Here is a 470-nt window from a genome sequence, read left to right as displayed (position 1 = left end):
ACCAACGACTACCAGCAGATCACCCTGGACTTCGCCACGGAGTGGACGGCCCTGCACCGCGAGGGGGCGCCCGACCTGTACCCCGAGAAGCGGCGCGACGAGATCGACGCGGTGATGGACGACGTCTTCCGGGACGTCAACAACGGTGTGTACCGGGCGGGTTTCGCCACCGGGCAGGAGGAGTACGAGGCCGCCTGCACACGGCTGTTCCGCCGGCTGGAGTCGCTGGAGCAGCGGCTGGAGCGGCAGCGGTACCTGGTCGGGGACACCGTCACCGAGGCGGACATCCGGCTGTTCACCACGCTGGTGCGGTTCGACCCGGTCTACCACGGCCACTTCAAGTGCAACCTGTGGAAGCTGACGGAGAGCCGGGTGCTGTGGGCGTACGCCCGCGACCTGTACCAGACGCCGGGGTTCGGCGACACGGTCGACTTCGACCACATCAAACGGCACTACTACCAGGTGCACAC

Annotated in this window: 1 protein-coding gene; it reads left to right on the top strand. The window is 67.2% G+C overall.

The genetic code is table 11. From position 1 onward, the window contains the following. Nucleotides 1-470, top strand: a 470-nt coding sequence (locus tag LPA54_RS37700) for a glutathione S-transferase C-terminal domain-containing protein (protein ID WP_228984933.1), incomplete at both ends; no start/stop codon positions are given.

Source organism: Streptomyces sp. DH12, assembly GCF_020873895.1.
In the GTDB taxonomy this organism is placed as follows: Bacteria; Actinomycetota; Actinomycetes; order Streptomycetales; family Streptomycetaceae; genus Streptomyces.
Note: the sequence above shows the minus strand (reverse complement) of the source record. Positions and strands in the feature narration are given on the sequence as shown.